This is a genomic window from Streptomyces sp. NRRL F-5727, assembly GCF_000719555.1.
GTDB lineage: Bacteria > Actinomycetota > Actinomycetes > Streptomycetales > Streptomycetaceae > Streptomyces.
In genome coordinates, this window is record NZ_JOGX01000139.1 from 1 (window position 1) to 1,663 (window position 1,663).

General features: G+C 70.4%; 1 protein-coding gene and 1 pseudogene. Both read right to left on the reverse strand.

All coding sequences use genetic code 11. The features are described 5' to 3' along the window. Positions 1-417, reverse strand: a 417-nt coding sequence (locus IF73_RS42950) for a vitamin B12 dependent-methionine synthase activation domain-containing protein (protein ID WP_420706619.1), incomplete at its 3' end; no start/stop codon positions are given. 25 nt (positions 418-442) lie between these two features. Then, positions 443-1,663 (reverse strand): annotated as a pseudogene (locus tag IF73_RS38395) (dihydropteroate synthase); the annotation flags it as partial.

Sequence of the window (1,663 nt, forward strand, 5' to 3'; positions counted from 1 at the left end):
GGCGCGGTGGAAGTCGGCGAGACAGAGGCGGCGGCCCCGCTGCTGGCGGGGGAAGGTGAAGCGGGTCCGCTCGCCCCCGTCCTCGTCCAGGACGATCAGGTCGTCACCCTTGGACACGCACGGGAACCAGCCGTAGACGACGGCCGCCTCCACCAGGTCCTCGCGCGCGATCCGGTCGAGGAGGGCGCGCAGCCGGGGCCGGCCCTCCGCCTCGATCGTCCCGGCGTCCTTGAGCCCCCACTGGCCCTTGAAGAGCGCCGTCTCGTCCAGCCAGGGGGCGTAGTCGGCGAGGGGGATGCCGGTGACGACCTCGGTCCCGAGGAAGGGGGGCTCGGGCAGGGGGTTGTCGGTGGCGACGTCGGAACGGCCGCCGGGCTCGGGCTCCCGCACCTCCAGCGGCGTCTCCCGCTTCGGCACCCGCCGCTGCTTCAACGGCGGTCTCGTGGAGGTCCTGTTCGACGTAGGCGCGGGTCAGCGCCGCGCCGCCGAGGATCACCGGGAACCGCTCGGCGAGCCCCCGCCCGTTCAGCTCCTCCAGGTTCTCCTTCATGATCACCGTGGACTTCACCAGCAGCCCCGACATGCCGATGACGTCGGCGTCGTGCTGCTCGGCGGCTTCGAGGATGGCGGAGACGGGCTGCTTGATGCCGATGTTGACGACGTCGTAGCCGTTGTTGGAGAGGATGATGTCGACGAGGTTCTTGCCGATGTCGTGCACGTCGCCGCGGACGGTGGCGAGCACGATCGTGCCCTTCCCGTCGGCGTCGGACCTCTCCATGTGCGGTTCGAGATACGCCACCGCGGTCTTCATGACCTCGGCGGACTGGAGCACGAACGGCAGCTGCATCTGCCCCGAGCCGAACAGCTCCCCGACCGTCTTCATGCCGTCGAGCAGCACCTCGTTGACGATCTCCAGGGCAGGGCGCCCGGCGAGGGCCGCGTCGAGGTCCGCCTCCAGCCCGTTCTTCTCCCCGTCGACGATCCTCCGCTTCAGGCGCTCCTCCAGCGGCAGCGCCGCCAGCTCCTCGGCCTTGCCGGCCCTGAGGGACTGGGTGGTGGCGCCCTCGAAGAGCTCCAGGAGCCGCTGGAGCGGGTCGTAGCCCTCGCGCCGCCGGTCGTGGATCAGGTCGAGCGCCACCTCGACCTGCTCGGGTTCGAGCCGGGCGATCGGCAGGATCTTCGAGGCGTGCACGATCGCCGAGTCCAGACCGGCCTTCACGCACTCGTCCAGGAAGACCGAGTTGAGGACGAGCCGCGCGGCCGGGTTCAGGCCGAAGGAGATGTTCGACAGACCCAGCGTGGTCTGCACGTCCGGGTGGCGGCGCTTCAGCTCCCGGATCGCCTCGATCGTCGCGATGCCGTCCTTGCGGGACTCCTCCTGGCCCGTGCAGATGGTGAAGGTCAGCGTGTCGATGAGGATGCGAAGCGGGACTCGGGGCCGTCGCCGTCCTCGTAGTTGACCGAGTTGACGACGGCCCGGCCGCCCAGTTTCTCCAGGCCGGCGCGCAGGACGTCCACCTCCGTGGAGTCCAGCACGACCGGGAGGGTGGAGGCGGTCGCGAAGCGGCCCGCCAGCTCCTCCATGTCCGCGACACCGTCCCGGCCCACGTAGTCCACACACAGGTCGAGCATGTGCGCGCCCTCGCGGATCTGGTCCCGCGCC